Below are 22,179 nucleotides of genomic sequence, written 5' to 3' on the forward strand. Positions count from 1 at the left end.
TCTCAGCGCTCGCGCAAGGCTTCGCGGGCCTTGTTCAACGGCTTGAGCAGATAGTCCAGCACCGATTTGCTGCCCGTGTGGATGTCCACCGTGGCGATCATTCCGGGCACGATCGGGAAGCTCTGCCCGCTCTTGTTCTTCAAGTGATCGACATCTGTGCGGATGTACACGCGGTAGTAGTACACGTCGCGCTTCACGTCGTCCTGGATGGTGTCGGGCGAAATCGTCGTCACCCTGCCCGGCAGGCCACCGAAGATGGCGTAGTCGTAAGCCGTCAGCTTCACCGCCGCTTCCTGGCCCGGGTGGATGAAGGCCACGTCTCGCGGCGAGATGCGTGCCTCGACCAGCAGCTTCTCGTCGAGCGGCACGATCGCCATGAGCTTGCCGCCCGGAGGCAGCACACCGCCCACCGTGGTCACCGCGATGTCCTTCACGATGCCGCGCACCGGCGAGACAAAGGTCAGCCGCGTGAGCGAGTCGGAACGCCCGCGCGTCACCGAACGCTGTGCCTCGATCTCGGCGTTGGCCTTGGCGAGGTCTTCTCGTGCCTTCACGTAGTACTGGCTCTTGAGGTCGGCGGCCTTGGTCTCGGCCTCGTTGATCTGACGCTTCAGGCGCAGCACCTCGACGTCGCTTGCGGCGCCGCGCGACACCAGCGGCTCGGTCAGCGCAAGCTCGCGGCGCATCAGCGACAGCGCCTGGGTCACGCCAGCCAGGCTGCTCGACAACTGCTCGCGGCGCGACTGGTAAAGCGCAGTTTCGGTGCGCACAAGGTCGGTGTCGGAGCTCACTTCCGGGGGAAACACCAGCGGCGTGCCGCCTACTTCGGCAGTGAGCCGCGCCGACATGGCCAGCGCGGCGCGCACGCGCGAGGCGCTTTCCTCCACGGTCGATTCGGTCTTCGTCCTGTCCAGTTGCGCGAGCACCTCTCCCGCATCGACGATGTCGCCCTCGCGCACCTTCAGGTCGACCAGGATGCCGCCCTCGAGCGACTGGATCATCTGCTCGCGCGATGAAGGCACAACCTTGCCCGCGCCGGTGGAAACCTCGTCGAGCCTGAAAAGCCAGGCCCATGCAAGCAGCGCGAGCAGCAGCGCCGCAATGATCCACACGAGCAGCGATGCGCGCGGCAGCGGCGGCTCGGGCGGCGAATAGTAGGCGGCGGGCGCGGTCTTCGAGCGTTCCGTCTTCTGGAAAGGAGATTTCGCGCGCGGCGGCTTGGCGCCTGCAGCAAGACCGGGCGGCATCGTCATGCCGACCGTGGCTGGCGCCTTCACCCGGATTTTCTCAGGCGTTGCCATGGGAGAGCCTTCCAAGAACCTGGTCCTTCGAACCGTCCATCACGATGCGGCCGCCGTCGATCACGACGATGCGGTCCACCCACTGCAGCACCGGCATTCGATGCGTTGCCACCACCAGCGTGCGCGGCCCCATCCAGTTGCCCACCAGATCGATCACCTGCCGTTCGGAGACCTCGTCGAAGTGCGCCGTCGGCTCGTCGAGCAGCACGATCGACGGCTGCCGGATCAGCGTGCGCGCCAGCAGCAGTGCCTGCCGCTGCCCACCCGAGAGACCCAGGCCGCCCTCGTGGATGAGCTCGTCCAGCCCCTCGGCGCGCGATTGAAGAAAGGGCAATGCACCCGCCATCGCGATGGCCTCGAACACCTGGTCGTCGGTGGCGAGCGGCATGCCCATGGTCACGTTCTCGCGGATGGAACCGTGGAAGAGCCGTGCGTTCTGCGTGAGCAGGCCAATGTCGCGGCGCAGGTCGGCCGGATCGATCAGCGACAGGTCGAGCGCATCGAGCGCCACGTGGCCCTGCTGCGGCGACTGCAGGCCTGCCAGCAGTTGCAGCAGCGTCGACTTGCCCGCGCCCATGCGGCCCAGCAACGCGACCTTCTCGCCTGCCTGAATCTGCAGTTGCGCGACCGTGAGCGCTGGGCTCTTGTCGTCCTTGCCGTAGCGAAACTCGACGCCGGCCAGTGCGTAATGCCCCTGCAGCGCCGGCGCATGCACCAGCCGTGCGCCGTCGGCCTGGTCGACCGGGCGCTGCATGAGCTGGTCGAGCCCGCCGCGCGCCACCTTGGCCTGCTGCCAGCGCGCGAACACGCCCGACAGCTGCGCCAGCGGCGAAATCATGCGAGATGCGAGGATCGACGAGCCCACCAGCGCGCCCGTCGTCATGTCGCCCCGCATAACGAGAAAGCAGCCCGCCAACAGCACCACGGCATACACGATGCTCTGCACTTCCTGCGTCCAGGTCATGAGCAGGCTCGTAAGAAAGCGCTGCCGCATGCTGACGCCGGCGGACACGTCGTTGACGTGGTTCCACTGGTTCTGGAAGCGCGGCTCGGCGCGCATGAGCTTGATGTCCTCGATGCCTTCGACCACTTCGACCAGCAAGGCATTGCGCAACGCCGATTCGCGCATTCCTTCGCTCGCCAGGCGTGCCAGCGGCTTCTGGATGAGCAACCCCGGAATGACCAGCAACGGCACTGCCGCCAAGGCCACCAGCGCGAGTGGCCCGGCCACCATCCACAGAACGACGAGGAACAGCAGGAAGAACGGCAGGTCGGCCACAGCGGAGATGGTGGTGGAGGTAAGCAGCTCCCTCACCTGCTCCACCTCCCTCACCTGCGCGATGAAGGAGCCCGTGGACTTGGAGCGAGCGTCGGTACGCACACGCAGCGCATGGCCGAACACCACATCCGACACTTTGAGGTCGGCGCGCTTGCCGACCACGTCGGAGATGTGCGTGCGCGACACGCGCAGCATGAACTCGAAGGCCACCGCCAGCATCACGCCGCCGAACAGCACCCACAGCGTCGACTCCGACTGCGCGGGCACCACGCGGTCGTAGATCTGCATTGAGAAGATCATCGACGCAAGTGCCAGCACGTTCGCGAACACCGAGGCCAGCATGATGTCGCCGTAGCGCCGCCAGTCGCGCAGCGCGATGGCCCAGAACCAGTTGGCCTTGTAGGGCTTGATGTAGTCGTCCACCCGCGCATCGGGCACGGCGCTGTTCGGCCGCAGCATGGCCACGCGTTTCGCGCGGCGGCGCAGTTCATCGAGCGGCAGCGCCGTCTCTAGGCCGTGGTCGCCGCCGAGCAGCACGCCCAGCTGCCCACGGCCGTTGGAGGCGCGCACCACGCCGACCTCCCCGTTGTCGAACTCCACCACCAGCGGCAGGCGCCACGGGTCGAGCATCGCTTCGGAGAACTCGCCCAGGCGCAGCGTCAGGCCGAGCTGGCGGGCCATGTGATCGAGCAGCGTGTCAAGCGGCGCGCCACGCTCCCAGGCCAGCGAGACGCGCACGCTTTCTTCCGAGGCGCCGATGCCGTAGTGGCGAGCGACGAAGAGCATGGCGTCGAGCCAGCTCGTGTACTGCGAAGGCAACTTCATGGAAGCAGTTCAATTCCCTGGACGGTGGTGTTGTTCAAGCCGTAGTACGCGCGGGCCTGGCCGGTGGCGCCGATGTAGCCGATGCGGCTGGCCCAGAGGTCGTGCAGCACGGCCTCCTGGTCGGCGGCGGCCTGGTGAATTTCCTGCTCGGCATTGAGCAGGTCGAGGATGGAACGGGTGCCGAGCGTGTACTGCTCGCGGTAGAGATCGCGCGCCTCGGCAATGCTGCGGCGCCGGTCGGCCAGCACGCCCAGGCGTGCCTGCGCGCCGATGACCTGCTCGCGGAAGTTGCGCACCTGGTCGCCGGCGTTGAGGCGAGCGGTTTCGATGCGCATGCGTGCGGCCTCCTCGGCGGCGACGGCGGCGTTGACCTGGGCTTCGAGCGCGCCGCCCTGATACAGCACGCTGGAGAGGTTGAGCATGACCGAGTGAGAGCCACCGCTGCGCTCCGGAACGCCGGAGTTCATGCCGCCCAGGGGCCTGTTGACGGAAGCGTCGAGGCTGAGGGTGGGATAGCGCTGGGCCCTGGCAACTTCGAGCTGGGCGGTGGCGACGCGGCGTTCGGCTTCGGCGGCCAGCACTTCGGGCATGAGGCTGGTGTCGGGCTGCAGGTCGACACGCAGTTCGCTCGCCAGGCGCTCCGGCAGCGGTGCCATGCGCGGCGGCACGGAACGCCCCAGCAGCGTGCCCAGGCGCTCGCGCCACTGCGCCAGCTGCGACTCCACTTGCAGAAGGTTGGCACGTGCGCTGTCCACGCGCGACTCGGCCTGGATCGGGTCGGCTTTCGTACTGAGACCGGCATTGGCGCGCAGCCGCGCGGTCTCCAGCACTTTCTCGACCGCCTGCACCTGCTCCTGCGCAATGGCGACGAGCGATTGGTAACGGTGCGTCATGACCACGGCTTCGGCCGCCTGCTGTGCGACGGCGTCGATCTGCTTGAGGATCGCCGCCTGCTGGCGCTGCACCTGCGCCTCCGACTGCCCGACCGCACCGGAGACCTTGCCGAAGTCGTACAGCATCTGCGACACCGAGGCGGTGGCGAGCGCGCCATTGCTGCGTCCCTGGCCCGCGGAACCGCGGCCGTTGACGCCCGCGCCCATGCCGACACGCACCAACGGGTAATAGCCGGCGCGTGCCACGTCCACGCCACCCGACTGCTGGGCCAGCATGGCAATGGCGTCGGAGATGGACGGATGGCGCGCCACCGCCTGCCGCACGGCATCGGCCAACTCCAGCGGCGTCGTGGTTTCAGCAGCCTCGGGCAATGCGGGGCCGGGCTTGACGCCCAATTCCTTGGCCAGCGCGCTGGGGGCCAGCCGTCGTGAAAGCTTCAGTTCGCTGTAGTCGCTTTGCGCGAGAGCAGGGACGCATGCCGCGAGCAGACACGCCGCTGCCAGCCGCCGATGAATGAGTTCTTTGTTCATGTGTTTTGGTTCGAGGGCGGACGGGGACGACAAAGCCTGAGCCGCCGGTACGGTGCCTGCATCCAGCAATGGGCAGAAACGTGGCTGTTGCCACCGCCATCGTGATCACAGGAGATCACCGTGCCCCATCTCATTTACAGAGATTCGATTGCTCCCGCCAATTCGCGGGACCAGTAGATGCGACAAGCTCGTCTGGAAGGGCAATTACCATCGACTGGAAAATTCCTGGGCGACGGTGGTACGTAATTCATAGCCGTACCCGAAGACTGCTTTCAAAATCAGCCCGTTCGCGGGTTCTATGCGCAGTTTTTTTCTGAGTTTTGCAACATAGACGTCAAGCACGCGAGAGCGAGATGCGGAAAGATCGCGGCGAAGTAGAAAATTGAGACTACTCCTGGCCAAAGGCAAATCCATGTTCTGGAAAAAATGGAGCGCCAGATCGTACTCGCGCCGCTGCAAGGCGATTTCCCGCTCTTCGTAGAAAACTTTTCTTTCGTCGAGCTGGAACCTGTAGTTTTTAAAGGCCAGGACCCCTTTGCCTGTAGTAGCGGATTTAGTCGAGGCACCGCGGCTGAGCAAATTTCTCACCCTCCGTCGTATCTCCGCGGCATCAAAGGGAGGAAAGACAAAGTCGAAACTGCTCTCCTCATGGAGTTTTCCACCCGAGCGCAATTGCCACGCGGCCTTGCTTTCGTTGACCACAAACAAAACCGGCGCACTGGAAAGGCTGCGAATAGCTTTAAGCCAATTTATATTTACGTCCGCAGGCAAGTTCAAAAGCAGCAGACCAAAGCGGTCGCCCGCCTGAAGGGCTTTCATGAGATCGCCTAGCGTGTCGAACGCCACCGACGCGCAACCCAGCCTATCAATGTTCTTTCGCAAATCAGGGCAACTGGTACTGGAGTCGTCGAGGGCAACGATAGGAAACTGCGGTTCGCCCGAAACCAAGGCTGCTGCACCGGCTACTGTGCCCCTGGAAGCGCTCGCAACGCCGGGCGCATCAGGAGAGAGCATCTCCAAGGCTGCCGGCAATCGGCCATAGCCGGAATAAGTGGAACTGGCTTGGGACAACAGGGCGGGGTGCACACCAGCCCCGCCGGGGCATTCGCCCTCCTCTTTCGTTCCTGGCGCCATTCCGATGTTAGGGACGTGGCCCTGCGCTTCCAGGATCGGGGATCGGCTACAAGACTCTGGGGAAATCATTCCAACCTCTCAAGTTCAAAGGTGAACGTCTAGAGAGGCTTGTGGCTGCACTCCGCTATGACCGTTCGGCCAGCGGAATGTATCGTTTTATTACCAGCACAATTAATGACATGTTTTTGCAATTAATGTCATTAAAAGGCAGCTCGTAATCCGGAGGAATTGTTTATACAAGCTCGAACCGGAGCCTGAGGAGCATCTGCGGAACAATATTTGCACCAAATCCGTGCGTTTCTGCTCCCGAGAAAATTTCATGCGGCAGCAATGATTCCTAGCTCATGGCACAGCAAAGTCACCACAACTTTCACGAAAACCGTGAACTATTTCACGCTATAGTGGTAACTTCTTGAGCAGAAAAGTACGATCTACCTCTTTTGTATACACAAATCGTTAGCTGGAGACTCTCTGGGGCGGCAAGGGCAGCGTCAGGCGAAACACCGTACCGGCGCCGTTGCTGGAGACCAGCACGACATCGCCGCCATGCAAGCGGGTGATCGCACGTGAAATATGAAGGCCGAGACCGGATCCCGGCACCAGTGAAGAATTTCCGCCTCTGAAATAGCGCTCGAACAACTCGCCCTTCTCGGAATCCGGAATCGGATTTCCTTTGTTTGAGACTGTCACACTGAAAATATTGGCGCCTGCTTCGCATTGCACATCTACAATCGAATCCGCCGGAGAGTATTTGATGGCATTCAAAAGCAAATTTCGAACGGCCATCTCAATTTTCGCCTGATCCCCTTCAAACAAAATTGGCCGTCGGACCGCATTGATATTCAAACGCGCATGCTCATCAGGCAAGCCCACATTGCGAACGTTTTCAATCACGCTACAAAGATCGAAGCTTCGGAAGGTTGCGCGCACCCCGGATTCCAGCGCATCGTCCAGCAAGATGTTTTCCACAAGAGTAGTGAGGCGGCGAGTGGCTTTACGGATTTTTTCGGCACTGCGCTTTACGCGCTCGTCACTTCCCGATGGTGACAACCCTAGCGCCTGGGCCACCGCGTCGATGATGGCGAGCGGCGTACGGAATTCATGCGAGAGGATTGCTACAAATTCGCGCTGGCGTACACGATCCTCCAGTGCAAGCTTTGCGACTTTCATCGAATTGAAAGCCCGCTTTCTCTCCGCCCGCAATCTCAGTTCGGACTGCCTGGAGCGGCTCACCACTGCAATGTTGAGTACTGCCAGATTTGCCACCTGAGTGAACTGGATCAATGATTCCGTGACGAACGATTGCTCCAGTCTCACGACGCCCAGCAGCACCATGGAGTAGAAGAGCCATGACGAATTTACGACGAAGAACAAGAGCGCAGCGAACAGTTGATGGAAAGCCTTTCTATGCGCAATGACCCAGGCGATGAATATCGTATTGAAAACACCGACAGCAATTTCGAGATAGAGCAACCATCCGATTGCATTTTCGATGACCCCGAGCAAGGCAAATATGACTGCCAGGAAGAATATGAATGCCACCAGATACATGAGCTTGGCGGCCCAATCCGAATATTCCGCATAGGTGAAAAACCGGCATACGAATACGGCGGAAATCGACATGAGTGCACAGGCGGTCGCATCGACAAAACGATCCGCATACACCGGATTGTTCGGAAAAAACAGAGAGCTGGAATATCCCTGCAGTGCAAACACAGCCGCCAGCATCACGATCAGGAACAACGAATATATAAAATAATTGCTGTCCCGGGTCCATTTCCAGAAAATCAGATTCATCAGCACCATGACGCCAACGGAACCGAAAAATGCAGAAAAGAAAAGACTTCTTTTCAGCTCGACTTTTTCGAATTTCGATTTCTGCCAAAGATTCAGATCCAGGATGGTCACTCCATGGGTCTTGACCCTGAAATAGTACGTTCTCGGCATTGAATCCACGACCAGCGGGAATGCCATGATGCTGGACTGAATCTCCCTTTCCATAAAGGAAAATTGATCACCCGCCTTGTTGGATGAAATTTTCCCGTCGGGAGCCACGAAATACATCTCGACTTCATCGATCCAGGCCGGAAATATTTGCACGACCCAGTCAATCGGAGTGCCGACTTCGTGTTGCAGCGAGACCCGCATCCACAAGGCATCGTTGGAATATCTTTCCTGAGAGCGAATATCTTCACGGACGAAGCTGTACTTTTGCGGTTCTGAGACGATATCGTCCATAGTGACCTTCCCGGTAGGGTCACGAAACACCTCCACCTCCTTCGCCAACGAAATCGGACCATCATCGCCCTGCCCCTTCTCGAGAACGACTCCTTCCGCGCCCTGGCACGACAGCCAAAAAATCAGTCCAAATATCAAAAACAGGCAGCGATTTTTTTTCATTTCATTGATTTGTCTGGCTCGCCGTCGAAACTCTCGCCGAGGCCGAGGAAATATGCACCATGAACATTACGAAAATCGACAGCGACGAAAAAATAATCGTCTACCTGATCGAAGATGAAGAGGACCTGCAAGAGGCACTCGTATATAGCCTCAATCAGATGGACATCGAGGCTTATGGTTTTTCCACGGCGTCCGCGTTTTATCGGGCCTACGCGGTCCGCCGATGCGACATAGTGGTCATCGACATCGGGCTTCCGGACGAAAACGGATTTTCAATTGCGCAGCACCTGCGTTCGGCCAGCAACGTGGGAATCGTGTTTGCGACCGCACGCCACGAACTCAGCGATCGGGTTCGCGGCCTGCGCGACGGCGCGGACGCCTATTTCGTGAAGCCGGTGCATGCCGAAGAACTTGCCGCTTCGCTGCAGGCCATCCACCGGCGCATCAAGGTGTCCGAGCGCGGTTCCCGTGCCACACCCCTGCAGGCCGAGACCACAAGAGGTACAGGGCGCTGGGAGCTCAGGGAAGAAGACTGGATCCTCTGCGACCCCGGCGACCGGATGCTGCGCCTCACCATGTCCGAGCGAGCCATCGTGGGATGCCTGTTCAAGCGGCGCGACAAGCCTGTCGACCGCACGGAACTCGCGGCCGCACTCGGCGGCGATCTCGAGCATTTCGATCTTCAGCGCGTGGACGTTGTGATCAGCCGCCTTCGGCGCAAGGCACTCGCGGCGGGCATTTCGCTGCCGCTGCACACCGTCAGAGGCACCGGCTACCGATTCCGGGCCTGAGCGCCCTCGCCCGGCCTGCTAATTTGGAATAAGGTGCGTCGCGAGAAAATATCCCGTAAGTCGTTGATTTTATTTGTCTTTTCTTATTTTCTCCGACGCTCCCGAAGGTGCGTCGCACTATCTACTCCGAACGCACATCCCGCACGCCTGCTCGAATCGGAAGACAAAGGGATAGCCTACAGGCACGTGGATCACCAGTGATGGATTCTTCTCGATGCCACTGAATCGCCCCGGCTTTCATGGAGGCCGGTTGGTTTAAGTCATGCCGCCATCGTGGCGGTCTGACTGGCGAGTTGCCGGTAGTAGTTTGCCTCGGCTTCTGCAGGCGGGATGTAGCCGATGGGTTCAAGTAGGCGATGGTGGTTGAACCAGGACACCCACTCGAGCGTCGCGAACTCCACCGCCTCCTTGGTCTTCCACGGTGCCCGGCGATGGATCAGCTCGGCCTTGTAGAGGCCGTTGATCGTCTCGGCCAGGGCGTTGTCGTACGAATCACCTTTGCTGCCCACTGATGGCTCGATGCCGGCCTCGCCCAGCCGTTCGGTGTACCTGATGCTGACGTATTGCGACCAGCGGTCGGAGTGGCAAATCAAGCTGCCATCGCGCTCGGGCTGACGGTCGTACAGCGCTTGCTCCAAAGCATCGAGCACGAAGTCCGTGCGCATCGAGCTGCTGACCCGCCAGCCCACGATGCGCCGGGCGAACACATCGATCACGAAGGCGACGTACAGCCAGCCCTGCCATGTCGACACGTAAGTGAAGTCAGAGACCCACAGTTGGTTCGGTCGCTGCGCGCGGAACTGCCGGTTGACCCGATCCAGCGGGCACGGTGCTTTGCAATCGCTGATCGTGGTCTTCACCACCTTACCGCGCATCACGCCCCGCAGTCCCAGGCGCCGCATCAGCCGCTCGACTGTGCAGCGCGCCACAGTAGTGCCCTCGCGCGCCAGTTGCCTCCAGACCTTGTCGGCCCCATAGACCTGCATGTTGGCCTGCCAGACGCGCTGTATCGCCGGCATAAGGGCATCGTCTCGGTGTGCTCTGGCGCAGCGCTTGTGTGGCTCGCGCAGCAGTGCCGCGTGCCGCCGGTAGCCTGACGGGGCGATCTGCAAGACCTTGCAAATCGGCTCGACCCCGAAGGTGTCACGATGCTTGTCAATGAAATCCCTCAGGACTTCAGCCGGCGGTCGAGCTCCGCCTGGGCGAAAAACGCGCTCGCCAGCTTCAGGATCTCGTTGGCTCGGCGCAATTCCTTGACCTCGCGTTCAAGTTCCTTCATCCGCTGGGCCTCGCCGGTCGTCACGCCTTCTCTAACGCCGTTGTCGACCTCGTCGCGCTTGACCCATTCGTTCAGCGTCTGCGGCACACAGCCGATCTTCGGTGCAATCGATTCGATCGCCGCCCACAGCGACGGGTACTCCCCGCGGTGCTCCTGCACCATCCTCACCGCGCGTTCACGCACCTCAGGTGAAAACTTGTTCGACTTCTTCATGGCTCAATCCTCTCAGAGTGTTGAGCCTCCTGAAAAGCCGGGGCGATTCAGGCAGCGATCCATGCGCGCGCCGATGCGTTGCAAAAGCGACTGCACGCTCATCGCCTGACCTGTGATCGTCTCGAATCTCACCGGGTTTTCGGCGCACCAGAAAACGTACCGCTTAGCAAGCCAAGTCTGCCAAACTCATTGAGCGCACGAACCCTGAGCGCACTGAGTGCCATGCGGCCTCACATATTTTGCTGATAGCCGTACAAGCGATTCGACTGTAGATTCACGCACAGGGAGGAAGTTTGCGCCTGTCCCGGAAGCCATAGCGCCTCCGAGGCAAATAATCGTGGAACTCTTTGATGCAACCTCGTTGCTATTCCCTCTTCATCGCGATCAGTGTCGCCCTATTGACGACATCGGTCCAAGCCGACCCGAGCGAGCTTGTTCACCAAGTGCTTGTCGCAGGGGGGCAATGGTCTGACCGGGCTGATGACAACGCATCCGGGGAGACATTGGACTCGCATTTGATAAGGCGCCTGGTTACCGCCTATCGATCAAACCCTTCCGACCCGGATGCCCAGTTCGGCGGGGGCTTGTTGGCGCTGACGGTCGGAGTTGCGCAGTGGGGGGTGGCTCCATCCGAGCCTTTGCCAGCTGACCCTGCAGGCCTGAACTGGAAGAGCGTGGCTGGCCCCCACACAGGCAAGCATTTGATGAGCTACAGCGAAGGCGGCGTGGGAATTTCACACACCGACGGGAACGAGATGCTCGATTTCTTCCGCCACGTCGCTGCGAGCGAAACAGTTCCGGACACGTTCAAGGCGGGACTCTTGCGCATCGCCAATCCTGATCTCTATCGAAAGGGTAAGAATCTAGGCTACTACGATCAACTTCGAGCTGCGGGTCTTTGTTCCACCCAGAGGTTGTCGACGGATCTTCTTGGCGAGCCGTTCCACCTGGCCACTTTGCGAGCAGACAAAGACTACTGCGCCAAATACCGCAATGCAGCTCTGACACCAGACGACTGGAGGGTCTTTTGTACATGGATGCGTGCCGCCCTGCGTCAGGAGCGCGAGCAGACGTGGCTGATTCAGCAATGGATGGACCGGTACTGGAAGCCTTCGCTAAACGTGCAGTTTGTGCCTCCCGGCGACGGGGCCATCGAGGAATCGCTGGTCAACGTGCGAGTGCGTAATTCCTCACCTGCCGCCGCCAATAAGGCGCATCAGCGCGGAGCCTCGACGGTCGACGAACGGGTGCAAAGACAACTTGACGCCTATGGAGCATTCAAGCAGACCACGCTTCAACGGCGCTGCGGCCTCATGCTGAGGCCGGTGGCTTTGTACAGGCACTTCACCGACCAACCTCAAGTCCGGGCGAAATGCCCCAGAAAAGGGTGAGCAGGTGCGATGCAACACGCAAGCGCTGCCGCAACTTGACCCGGCTCCTTCGCATGGATCGATATTGCAAACAGCGGCAAGGCGCACCGCCGCGAGACGCAAGCCTTGAGGAAAAACGAATTGCCGGTCGTTTGATGAAGGCATCCTCGGATCTCTGGCGCTTGCGCGTGCGCCGTGGACGCTGAATGCCCCCGATTTGACACCTTGAGCAACGTCAGACCGCCACGAACCCGCGCACGTACTTGGATGGATAGTCCCGATTTCTACGGGCCACGGCGCCCCCCTGACGCTGACTGCCCGCCACACCCTCCGCGGAAGTGTTGAATTCGATTGTCTGAAGACGACCTTTCAGAACACTCTCGACCACACCGATGTGATTCTGATTGCCACCCCAGTTGAAAAGTACCAGCCAGCCACGCCTGGGTTTTGCTGGCCCCTTGTCCTTAGTCATCGCCGGTACCCAGTTGGCCTTGGCTTCACCTACGAGTTGAATCCCACGCACATTCGGGGTCGGATAGAAGTGGTACCGCTCGACTTCCGCTACAAAGTTGGACAGGGTCGCAGTAGTGATTTCGCCGGTGGGATATACCTTGCGGGCGTACACCATCGCCGCGACATAAGAGATTCCTGCAGCGCAAAAAGGAACAGGGCCGTTTTTATCAGCGAACGGCAAGTCGAAGAAGCGTAACAGCGTCGAGATCTCCTCCTTGTTATCGGCACGATTCTTTCCGACCCAGCTGGACGCTTCTTTCAGCAGACGCTCTCGGAAGTCAGAGTACTTCGGTTCGAGAGATGACTTGTTCCCAGAAAGCATCGATTTCAGGACCGACGAATCGAACTCCAGCTGTTCCGCCGGCTGACCTGGGTCGCCGACCTGCAATTCGGTGATGATTTCAGCTGACGCCTGGCCGGCGAGCGCCGCCATTGCAACCGATACCAGCATGTCGCGTCTTGAGATAGGGAGGGAGTTCATAGCTTCGCCCTTGTGAGTTTCGTTGGACATCCCGTCAGTTTTTCCAAGTCCTCGCGCGTGAGCGGAGGACTATTGCGCGCATAGCTGTTGGCATTCAACTGCACCCGACCGCCTTTCGCCTCTGGTTGCGCGTAGGGGTAAATCGCCTGAAGCTTCACCTTGGCGTCGAGGAGCTTGAATCCGATGGCCTTGAGCGCTTCGATGTTCGTGGCAGGACCGCAGGCCAAAGCGTTTGTGCTTTCGGATTCCGGCAACTCGGCGGGACGGGCTGTGAAGGGAATGTCGGACTTGTTCAGGACATCGAGAATCGCCAGCCCATCGCTGGCCTTTCGGTAGTAGTAAACCTTGGTTGTCGGAAAGCGCGCTCTGAAGTCGGCCGCGCCGGCGGCTGTGGCCGAGGGCGTGGCGATGGTCGGCATCTTCTGGACTACCTTTGCGACCTCCACTTTCGGCGAGACGGGCGCTGCCGGGCTCGTTGTCGGCGGGGATGTTGGGGAGGTTGGGGATGCCGGCGCGGTGGACGTGACGTTTCCGTTGACGGGGGTTCGCACTGGGAGAAAGATCACCTGCCCGCCCGTTTCGCTCAAGGAACCGAACTGCGGAGTCTGCGGAGAGATCTTGGGGACCTCCTTCGCGACAAACAGGCCAAGCTCGTTGGCTTGCACGATGCCGTCACCGTTGAGATCCGCGGCTCCTTTGACGGCTGACACGAAGGCCGGTGTGAACGCGCTCTCGCTTGGGGAGCGCTGCTTCGCATTGCCTGAGCTCAAGAACTGCACCACGGGGGTTTGCAGCTCTTCAAGCGCGACAGCGCGAAACAATTCATTTCCCTTGGTCACGAAGATGGAGCCAGAGTAGCAACTGTCGAAGACAAACAGCGTATGTCGTGCAGTGGCGTCTTTCGCAAGCGAGCGGATCATCTCCATCGAGACGAGGCGCTGCTTGAAATCTGGCGCATCCGAGGCCGGCGCCTCGGTGCCGACCAGGTAACCGACGCCTCTGCTGTCGGTCCAACCGTGTCCGGAAAAATAGACTGTTGATTTCCATCCAGAAGTGACCCACTTGGCCCGGTGATTTCCATCTAAATCTGACCCACGTGATAACCCTAACCTGCTGCTTTTAGCAGCAGGAGCACAGGAGTGATTGACGTGGCGACACTGAGTGTCATCAGGCGTTGGGCACTGCGAGAGCAACTGTCCATCCGAGAGATAGCCCGGCGCACGGGCTTGTCTCGCAACACCATCCGCAAGTACCTTCGCGAGGGCGAGGCGGCGCCCAGCTACGCGAAGCGCATCAGCCCGAGCAAGCTCGACGCGTTCGCCGAGAAGCTCGGCGGCTGGCTCAAGAGCGAGGCGTCTAAGTCACGCAAGCAGCGGCGCACGCTCAAGCAGATGCACGCCGATCTGGTGGCGCTGGGCTACCAGGGCTCCTACAACCGCGTGGCGGCCTTTGCACGAGCGTGGCATGCGCATCTCCACGAGGTCCAGCAGACGACCGGGCGCGGCACCTTCGTGCCTCTGGCCTTCGGTCCCGGCGAGGCATTCCAGTTCGACTGGAGCGAGGACTGGGCCGTCATCGCTGGTGAACGCACCAAGCTGCAGGTGGCGCACTTCAAGCTCAGCCACAGCCGTGCGTTCATCGTGCGCGCCTACCTGTTGCAGACCCACGAGATGCTGTTCGATGCGCACAACCGGGCCTTCGAGGTACTCGGGGGCGTGCCTCGGCGCGGCATCTACGACAACATGAAGACCGCCGTGGACAAGGTACGCCGCGGCAAGGAGCGCGACATCAACGCGCGCTTCAGCGCCATGGTCAGTCACTACCTGTTCGAGGCCGAGTTCTGCAACCCGGCCTCGGGCTGGGAGAAGGGCCAGGTCGAGAAGAACGTGCGTGATGCGCGCCACCGGTTGTGGCAACCTGTGCCGGCGTTCGCCACGCTGGCGCTGCTCAACGACTGGCTGGAGGACCGCTGCAAGGCGCTGTGGGGCGAGATCGTCCACGGCAAGCTGCCAGGGACCGTAGCCGATGTCTGGGCGCAGGAACGGCCACTACTGTTGCAGATCCCCAGACCCTTCGATGGTTTCGTGGAACACACCAAGCGCGTCTCGCCCACCTGCCTGGTGCACTTCGAGCGCAACCGTTACAGCGTTCCGGCCTCCTACGCGAACCGGCCAGTGAGCCTGCGCGTGTACGCCGAACGCCTCGTCGTGGCGGCCGAGGGCCAGATCGTGTGCGAGCACACGCGCATCATTGACCGTCGCCACGACACCGCAGGTCAGACCGTCTACGACTGGAGGCACTACCTGGCAGTGCTGCAACGCAAGCCAGGAGCGCTCAGGAACGGAGCGCCCTTCAGCGAGCTGCCGCAGGGCTTCCGGCGGCTGCAGGCCGCGCTGCTGAAGCAGCCAGGCGGAGACCGCGAGATGGTGGAGATCCTGGCGCTGGTGCTGCACCACGACGAGCAGGCAGTGCTGACCGCGGTCGAACTGGCGCTGGAAGCCGGCGTGGCCAGCAAGACTCATGTGCTGAATGTGCTGCACCGACTGCTCGATGCCAAGCCCATTGCGCCGGCGCCTGTCACGGCACCGCAGGCACTGCGCCTGATGAACGAGCCGAAGGCCGATGTGCTGCGCTACGACACGCTCCGGGGGCGTGCCAGCGCTGCTGGCGGCCTGCGCGGGCCGCTGAACTCCAAGTCGAGTAGCCAGGAGGTGCGCCATGCGACATGACCCTGCCAGCGGCGCCATCGTGATCATGCTGCGCGAACTCAAGATGCACGGCATGGCCCAGGCCGTCGCGGAGCTGGCCGAGCAGGGATCGCCGGCCTTCGAGGCGGCCCAACCGATGCTCTCGCAGTTGCTAAAGGCAGAGACAGCCGAGCGGGAGGTACGCTCGGTGGCCTACCAGTTGAAGCTCGCTCGCTTCCCAGCCTATCGCGATCTCGCTGGCTTCGACTTCGCCAACAGCGAGGTCAACGAGGCGCTGGTGCGTCAGCTACACCGATGCGAGTTCATGGACGATGCGCAGAACGTGGTGCTCGTGGGCGGTCCGGGCACCGGCAAGACCCACATCGCCACGGCGCTGGGCGTGCAGGCCATCGAGCACCAACACCGCCGGGTGCGCTTCTTCTCGACGGTAGAACTGGTCAACGCACTCGAGCAAGAGAAGGCCAGTGGCAATCCCGGCCACATCGCGCACCGACTGATGTACGCGGACATGGTGGTGCTCGATGAACTGGGCTACCTGCCGTTCAGCGCATCAGGTGGCGCGCTGTTGTTCCATCTGCTGTCCAAACTCTACGAACGCACGAGCGTGGTGATCACAACCAACTTGAGCTTCAGCGAGTGGGCCAGCGTCTTCGGCGACGCGAAGATGACGACGGCGTTGCTGGACCGGCTCACGCATCACTGCCATATTCTGGAGACCGGAAACGACAGCTTCCGCTTCAAGCACAGCTCGGCTCAACCCGTTCAAGCAGTCCAACCTAAAAAGGAGAAAGCCAAGAACTTATCCACACCGTGAGCCGGCTGGCTCGCAAAGAGGGTGGGTCAATATTCGATGGAAATCGCGGGTCAGGATTCCATGGAACTCAACAAATAGACGATGGCACGAGACTTCGCCTTCATCTTCTGGAAGAGAAAATTCTTCATGCCTTGGTACAGTTGCTCTGAGCTGGGGTTAGGTAACGACGTGACCTTGAAACCCTGCAGTCGCAGCGCGTCGGCGACCGACTCCACTTCCGTTGGCACACTGGTCAGCTTCGGCCACGCGGCGGCATTCTTGTAAACCGACGCACCAATCAGCAGGGCCTCGCTCTGTTCGTAGACAACCATCTCTCCGGTGGACGTGCCAACTTTCAATTGCGCCGCAGCCGGCTGCGCAACGCATGTCACAGCCGCAACGGACAGCACTGCGCGCAGGACAGAGCGATGCCTGGTGCGAATGCCCAGTACCTGGTAAACAGTTTTTGACATGTGGTACCTCAAGGAAGCTTGCTGAACCGGATCACGCGAACCGCAGCACGATCAGGCTCATTGACCAGCGACCTGTCGAGCGCGAGGGTGACCTTGTAGGGCTGCGCCGCGCCACTTTTGTCCATCACCACCATGCATCGCGTTTCGATCGTCATGGAGCTTGTGTCCTTTGACGCAACGCGATAGCAAGGTGTCTTGCGATTGAACTGCAACGGGCTTGCTGGCTGCGCCTGAAAGAGATCAGCCAGTTGACCAGAGGTGAACACCGCGCCTTCGGCCTCCAGATCGGCCTGGAAGTAGTCGTTGAGGATTTCGTTCCTTTCCGCAGACTCCACGCGCACGGTGGGCAGAAACCGGCGCTTGGACATCGCGGTGTTCTCGCCGTTGAAGATCACGGTGATCTCGCCCAGCGCGGTGTCCTGCAGTTGACGATCCGGACCTTCTGGCGCGAGTTTGCCGTCGGGGATCAGCAGTTCCTTATTGGCTGCGTTCAGCATGGGGGACAACAGTTCGTAGCAGACGCCAGTGCCGTCGCGTCTCTCGCGAAGCATGTTCCAGCTCAGCGAGTCGAGCCACGTCGCTGCAGCGAGCGTCTGATCCAGGTCATTCAGGCCCATTGCGCCGGCCTCCACCAGGAACGCCTTGCAGTGCGCGCCAGTGATCACCTCTTTATCGGTCACGGGAACGCGCTTCTTCAACTCGTTGATGAGCCGAGTCGGTGGCTGCACGCCCGTGGATGCCAAGTCATACCCGTGAATGACCGAGAGCATCGCCTTGTCATCGAGGTTGCTCAAAAACAAGGAATTCCGGGACGCCACACGTACTTGGTACAGCCGCTGCGGGCCGATCGTGCCGTCTGGATGGCGCACGTAGACGTTGAGCTCTTTCAAATATCGAGGATAGATCTGGATGGTCTGAACGGTGAAGTTCGCGGTGCCGCTTCTGGCCTCGTTCAGCTTCTGTTCCATCTGGTCGAAGGCACCGATCGCCTGTCGGACTCCAGGGATTGCCAAGGCACCGGCGGTCGCCGGATTAATGACCGCCAGTGCCGTCGCGGCGCCAGAAAACACCTGGACAAAATTGGACGTTTCCTTTGTCACGACGGTGGACAGCGCGGCCACCCTCACCTCCTCCACAGCTTCCTTGGCGCCGAGCACCCATGGCGTCAGCGCATCGGGTCGAAGCGCAACGCCCTCGCCGCGGAATTTGCCGTTGACGAGTCGGCTCGAACTGATCGGCAGCTCCATGGCCTCGGTACCGCGCCGTACATACAGGCTTTGGGCAAGCACAGAGTCCTCGCGCCGTACAGCCGTCAACAGCAGGTCCGCGACGCTCGGCTGCCCTGGCGTCTCTGTGCCGACGCCTCCGGGGACCTCTTGAAGTACCAAGCGCCAATATTTGCTGCGGAAGTTCGGAATCTGTTCTGCGCAATCGCCAGGCTGAGCGGCCGGATCCCTGCATTCCGATGCGCCGATCCTGGCCTCATAGGTCGCAATGGCAGGCACACGAAAGCTGGCTTGCGCTTCGGCAGGCAGGGCCCGCGCCTCTTCACCTGGTGCTTTGCCGGGTGCGGTGTTCGAACAGGCAACTCCCAGAGGGAGCATGAGGCTGAACAGCAACGCTCGCATTTCCCTCTCCTCTACAGCCGTGCCGAGGGTTGCACGTCCTCTTAGGTTTTCGAATACTCTGACGGATCGACTTCGCAGTCTCCATGCCAGCGCAGCTATGCGAAATACCCGGTAAGTGCGATGGCATCCGCATCGTTTTTCTGATAAGAGCAGGTCGCAGCGGACGCCTCAATCGACTGCGCATCTGATCCCTGGGCTAACCATCTTCAGAATGCATGCGATGCTTTGCGGATCGGGGCACACGAGGAGTGCGCAAGGCCATCGATCCTTCGCGTCGAGGACTAGCTCCGATGGGGCCGCGAACTGCGCCATCGAAGCTTCGCGCCGCGCGCCGTCGAATCCTCGCAAATTTCAATATTGCACCAGCGGACCTGCACGCGTGTATCGCTCTTGCATCGACCTGTGGGCTTGCGACCGGTTGGTCTGGGCGGGCGCAATGTCTCAGCTGGACCCTTCGCGGTGCTGGTGCAACCAGCCGCTGTCGGCGAAATTAGACCTTCATCGACCGAGTCCAGCCACGCCCGTAGGGAGTCGCGTCTATCAAACCGCCACGCGTCCGGCCGATGCGCAGCCATCGATATGCAGGGTCTGGCCGCTCATGAATGCCGCACCTTCCGACAGCAGGAAAGCGATGGTCGCGGCAATCAACAGAGCGCAGCCAGTTGAGCGTGTCCGGCATACTCAAGGGAGCACTTGGCCTATCCAGAACGGACCGCGTTCAGAAACTCAGCTCTGGCCAGTCAGATGGGCGTGAACGAATCGGGCCACCTCCGCGCGCAACTCCCGGTCTTCCGGCCCTCCCATGAATCCCCCGTGAGGCAGGGCTTCGAAGACGTGCAGCTCGCATGGAATTCGGGCGTGGCGCAACGCGCGGTGCATGCGCACAGCATTCGATAGAAAAAGATCACGCGTCCCGCTTTGAATGAACGTCGGCACGAAGCCCTGCGGCCGATCGCTGCCTAGACATACATCGCTCTGCCACCTCAATGAGCACTCATGGCTATTGCTGGTCGCCATGAGTTTGGCGCTCGAAGACAACCCCCGTCCAGGCGTTTTCGGCCTCACAGCCGGTGTGACGCCGATGCCGTTTCCTCGACGCACCTTATTTTTCCGACGCACCATATTCAAAAGGAGCAGCCCCCCGCTCATCAGGGAATCTACGGATATATGATTCCTTGAATGGTCTTGATTGCGTGCAGTTTTTGTATACAAATAACGCATCCGAAAGACGGCGCGAAATTTGCGTCAAAAACTGCTCCCAACCCCTACCTATCCGCACAAGGAAAGAAGACCATGAGCACAGTCGTCAGCCAGGCCCCCACGGGGACAAGCGAAGCCGGCATTGCGCCGCACGGCGAGTCCAACGCAGTCATCAAGCCCGGCTACCACCCGCGGCTGACCAACGAAGACCTCGCGCCGCTGAAGAAACAGACCTGGGGGCAATACAACATCTTTGCCTTCTGGATGTCCGACGTGCACAGCGTGGGCGGCTACATCACCGCCGGCAGCCTGTTCGCGCTGGGGCTGTCGAGCTGGCAGGTGCTGGTGTCGCTGCTGGTGGGCATCGTGATCGTGCAGTTCTTCTGCAACCTCGTGGCCAAGCCCAGCCAGGTGACGGGCGTGCCCTACCCCGTGGTGTGCCGCGCGCCTTTCGGCGTGCTGGGCGCCAACATCCCGGCCATCATCCGTGGGCTGATCGCGGTGGCCTGGTACGGCGTGCAGACGTACCTCGCGTCGGCAGCCTTCATGGTGCTGGCGCTGCACATGGCGCCGGGCCTGGCGCCTTACGCAGACGTGGCGCAGCACGGCTTCGTCGGCCTGTCGGCCCTGGGCTGGGTCGCGTTCATGGTCATGTGGGTGCTGCAGGCCTTCGTGTTCTGGCACGGCATGGACGCCATCCGCAAGTTCATCGACTGGGCCGGTCCGGCGGTGTACGTGGTCATGGCCATCCTGTGCGGCTGGCTGGTGTGGAAAGCCGGCTGGAGCAAGATCGACCTGAACCTGGGCGGCATCAAGTTCCAGGGCTGGGACGCGCTGCCGGTGATGCTCTCGGCCATCGCGCTGGTGGTGAGCTACTTCAGCGGACCGATGCTCAACTTCGGCGACTTCTCTCGCTACGGCAAGAGCTTCGACGCGGTGAAGAAGGGCAACTTCTGGGGCCTGCCAGTGAACTTCGTGTTCTTCTCGCTGCTGACCGTCATCACCACGGCAGCCACACTGCCCGTTTTTGGTGAGCTCATCACCGATCCGGTGCACACCGTGGGCAAGATCGACAGCACCACCGCCGTAGTGCTGGGCGCGCTGACCTTCATGATCGCCACCATCGGCATCAACATCGTGGCCAACTTCGTGTCGCCGGCGTTCGACTTCTCGAACGTGGCGCCGCAGCACATCAGCTGGCGCACGGGCGGCATGATCGCCGCAGTGGGCTCGGTGTTCCTCACGCCCTGGAACCTCTACAACAGCCCCGAGGTCATTCACTACACACTCGACGTGCTGGGTTCGTTCATCGGGCCGCTGTTCGGTATCCTCATTGCCGACTACTACATCGTGCGCAAGCAGCGCATCGACGTGGACGCGCTCTACACCATGAGCCCCAAGGGCGAGTACTGGTACAGCGGCGGCTACAACCCGAAGGCGATCCAGGCGCTGGTGCCGTCGGCCATCGTGCCCATTCTTTGCGTGATGGTGCCGACGCTGCGCGGCGCCGCCAACTATGCATGGTTCATCGGCATGGGCCTGGGCTTCATCCTGTACGCGCTGCTGAACCGCAACAGCAAGACCTGAAAAACTGAAAGAGAAAGAAAGGGACCGCGCCGTGCGCATCAAGATCATCAACCCCAACACCACCTGGAGCATGACCGAGAAGATCGGCGCGTGCGCCCGCGCGGTGGCGCACGCCGGCACCGAGATCGTGGCTGTGAGCCCGGCCATGGGCCCGGTCTCCATCGAGAGCCACTACGACGAGGCGCTGGCCGTGCCGGGGTTGCTGCAAGAGATAGCGGCGGGCGAACGCGAAGGCATCGACGGCTACGTGATCGCCTGCTTCGGCGACCCGGGCCTGAAAGCCGCGCGCGAACTGGCGAGCGGACCCGTGGTCGGCATCGCCGAGGCGGCGATGCACCTGGCCAGCATGGTCGGCAGCCGCTTCAGCGTGGTCACGACGCTGGGGCGCACCATGGGCCAGGCCTGGCATCTGGCCGAGATCTACGGCATGGAGCGCTTCTGCGCCAACGTGCGCGCCTGCGAACTGCCGGTGCTCGAACTCGAGGAACCCGGCTCGCGGGCCCGCGAACGCATCGTCGACGAATGCCGGCGCGCGCTGGAGGAAGACGGCTCCGACTGCATCGTGCTCGGCTGCGCCGGCATGACCGACCTGTGCGCTCACATCGAACAATTGCTGGGCGTGCCGGTGATCGACGGCGTGGCCGCGGGCACCAAGCTCATCGAGTCGCTGGTGAAGCTGAAACTGCGCACCAGCAAGCGCGGCGAACTGGCAAAGCCCCTGCCGAAGCCCATTATTGGCGCGCTCGAAGGCTTCACCCTGCCGCGCTAGGCCACAATCCG

The 22,179-nt window shown here is 61.2% G+C and carries 16 protein-coding genes and 1 other annotated feature; of the genes, 6 read left to right on the plus strand and 10 right to left on the minus strand.

The window, feature by feature from the left end; genetic code table 11:
• Positions 1-2: 2 nt before the first annotated feature.
• The 5 genes from ACWV14_RS22570 to ACWV14_RS22590 all read right to left on the minus strand — a co-directional run bounded on the left by ACWV14_RS22570 (position 3) and on the right by ACWV14_RS22590 (position 8,363).
• Positions 3-1,301 (minus strand): HlyD family type I secretion periplasmic adaptor subunit, encoded by a 1,299-nt coding sequence (locus tag ACWV14_RS22570; RefSeq protein ID WP_454903850.1) that lies wholly within the window; start codon positions 1,299-1,301, stop codon positions 3-5.
• Positions 1,288-3,405 carry a type I secretion system permease/ATPase gene (locus ACWV14_RS22575; RefSeq protein WP_454903851.1) on the minus strand — a complete coding sequence of 706 codons (2,118 nt, stop codon included), beginning with the start codon at positions 3,403-3,405 and terminating at the stop codon, positions 1,288-1,290. The genes ACWV14_RS22570 and ACWV14_RS22575 overlap by 14 nt, the downstream gene beginning before the upstream one ends.
• Positions 3,402-4,829, minus strand: coding sequence for a TolC family outer membrane protein (locus ACWV14_RS22580; protein WP_454903853.1), 1,428 nt, complete (start codon positions 4,827-4,829; stop codon positions 3,402-3,404). The genes ACWV14_RS22575 and ACWV14_RS22580 overlap by 4 nt, the downstream gene beginning before the upstream one ends.
• 204 nt (positions 4,830-5,033) lie before the next feature.
• Complete coding sequence (locus ACWV14_RS22585) at positions 5,034-5,963, minus strand: response regulator transcription factor (protein WP_454903855.1); 930 nt, start codon at positions 5,961-5,963, stop codon at positions 5,034-5,036.
• A gap of 456 nt (positions 5,964-6,419) precedes the next feature.
• Positions 6,420-8,363, minus strand: coding sequence for a sensor histidine kinase (locus ACWV14_RS22590; RefSeq protein WP_454903856.1), 1,944 nt, complete (start codon positions 8,361-8,363; stop codon positions 6,420-6,422).
• A gap of 59 nt (positions 8,364-8,422) precedes the next feature.
• Here ACWV14_RS22590 and ACWV14_RS22595 point away from each other — a divergent pair, with 59 nt between their 5' ends.
• Entirely contained in the window at positions 8,423-9,154 is a 732-nt protein-coding gene (locus ACWV14_RS22595; RefSeq protein WP_454903857.1) for a response regulator transcription factor, read from the plus strand.
• A 260-nt stretch (positions 9,155-9,414) separates the two neighbouring features.
• Here the strand turns inward: ACWV14_RS22595 and ACWV14_RS22600 are convergent.
• A protein-coding gene (locus ACWV14_RS22600; protein WP_454903859.1) for an IS3 family transposase occupies positions 9,415-10,646 on the minus strand; the annotation gives its coding sequence in 2 pieces (ribosomal slippage) (positions 9,415-10,355 and positions 10,355-10,646; 1,233 coding nt in all).
• Positions 10,252-10,368, minus strand: a sequence feature (AL1L pseudoknot). It overlaps the preceding gene by 117 nt.
• Positions 10,647-11,350: 704 nt before the next feature.
• Between ACWV14_RS22600 and ACWV14_RS22605 the strand changes: the two genes are divergently transcribed.
• Positions 11,351-12,037 carry a hypothetical protein gene (locus ACWV14_RS22605; RefSeq protein WP_454903860.1) on the plus strand — a complete coding sequence of 229 codons (687 nt, stop codon included), beginning with the start codon at positions 11,351-11,353 and terminating at the stop codon, positions 12,035-12,037.
• A 214-nt stretch (positions 12,038-12,251) separates the two neighbouring features.
• Here ACWV14_RS22605 and ACWV14_RS22610 read toward each other — a convergent pair whose 3' ends face one another.
• Together ACWV14_RS22610 and ACWV14_RS22615 are read right to left on the minus strand one after the other, a co-directional pair.
• Positions 12,252-13,010, minus strand: a complete 759-nt coding sequence (locus ACWV14_RS22610; protein ID WP_454912795.1) for a CHAP domain-containing protein — start codon at positions 13,008-13,010, stop codon at positions 12,252-12,254.
• The gene (locus ACWV14_RS22615) at positions 13,007-13,936 is read right to left on the minus strand and encodes a hypothetical protein (RefSeq protein ID WP_454912796.1); all 930 of its coding nucleotides are present in this window, start codon (positions 13,934-13,936) and stop codon (positions 13,007-13,009) included. Before ACWV14_RS22615 ends, ACWV14_RS22610 begins: the two co-directional genes overlap by 4 nt.
• Before the next feature lie 213 nt (positions 13,937-14,149).
• Between ACWV14_RS22615 and istA the strand changes: the two genes are divergently transcribed.
• Together istA and istB are read left to right on the plus strand one after the other, a co-directional pair.
• Positions 14,150-15,739: an IS21 family transposase gene (istA, locus tag ACWV14_RS22620; protein ID WP_454901620.1), complete on the plus strand. Its 1,590-nt coding sequence runs from the start codon at positions 14,150-14,152 to the stop codon at positions 15,737-15,739.
• Entirely contained in the window at positions 15,729-16,532 is an 804-nt protein-coding gene (gene istB, locus ACWV14_RS22625) for an IS21-like element helper ATPase IstB (protein ID WP_454901618.1), read from the plus strand. The genes istA and istB overlap by 11 nt, the downstream gene beginning before the upstream one ends.
• Positions 16,533-16,582: 50 nt before the next feature.
• On the opposite strand, the gene ACWV14_RS22630 is transcribed toward istB, so the two are convergent.
• Together ACWV14_RS22630 and ACWV14_RS22635 are read right to left on the minus strand one after the other, a co-directional pair.
• Complete coding sequence (locus ACWV14_RS22630; RefSeq protein ID WP_454903862.1) at positions 16,583-16,984, minus strand: caspase family protein; 402 nt, start codon at positions 16,982-16,984, stop codon at positions 16,583-16,585.
• 8 nt (positions 16,985-16,992) lie between these two features.
• Entirely contained in the window at positions 16,993-18,612 is a 1,620-nt protein-coding gene (locus ACWV14_RS22635; protein WP_454903864.1) for a hypothetical protein, read from the minus strand.
• Positions 18,613-19,905: 1,293 nt separating this feature from the next.
• Between ACWV14_RS22635 and ACWV14_RS22640 the strand changes: the two genes are divergently transcribed.
• Both ACWV14_RS22640 and ACWV14_RS22645 read left to right on the plus strand, forming a co-directional pair.
• The gene (locus ACWV14_RS22640) at positions 19,906-21,399 is read left to right on the plus strand and encodes an NCS1 family nucleobase:cation symporter-1 (RefSeq protein ID WP_454903866.1); all 1,494 of its coding nucleotides are present in this window, start codon (positions 19,906-19,908) and stop codon (positions 21,397-21,399) included.
• Positions 21,400-21,430: 31 nt separating this feature from the next.
• Entirely contained in the window at positions 21,431-22,168 is a 738-nt protein-coding gene (locus ACWV14_RS22645) for an aspartate/glutamate racemase family protein (RefSeq protein WP_454903867.1), read from the plus strand.
• Positions 22,169-22,179 lie beyond the last annotated feature (11 nt).

The sequence above is a fragment of the Variovorax durovernensis genome (assembly GCF_977011995.1).